Genomic DNA, 221 nt, shown 5'->3' with positions numbered 1-221 from the left:
CCGGGATCGAGATCCTCTCCGGCAGCCAGGGCAACGACATCCTCAACGGAAATGCCGGGGCCAACACGTTGCAGGGCTGGAACGGCGATGACGTCCTCGTCGGCGGGGCAGGCGCCGATGCGCTGCAGGGCGGTGCCGGGATCGACACCGCCAGCTACTCCGACAGCGCGGCCGGGGTCACGGTCAGCCTCGCCACCGGCACCGGCAGCGGCGGCGACGCC

The 221-nt window shown here is 72.4% G+C and carries 1 pseudogene; it reads left to right on the top strand.

The features are described from left to right. Window positions 1-221 (top strand): annotated as a pseudogene (locus AAHM41_RS40515) (calcium-binding protein); the annotation flags it as partial.

It is taken from the genome of Inquilinus sp. OTU3971, assembly GCF_038440215.1.
Note: the sequence above shows the minus strand (reverse complement) of the source record. Positions and strands in the feature narration are given on the sequence as shown.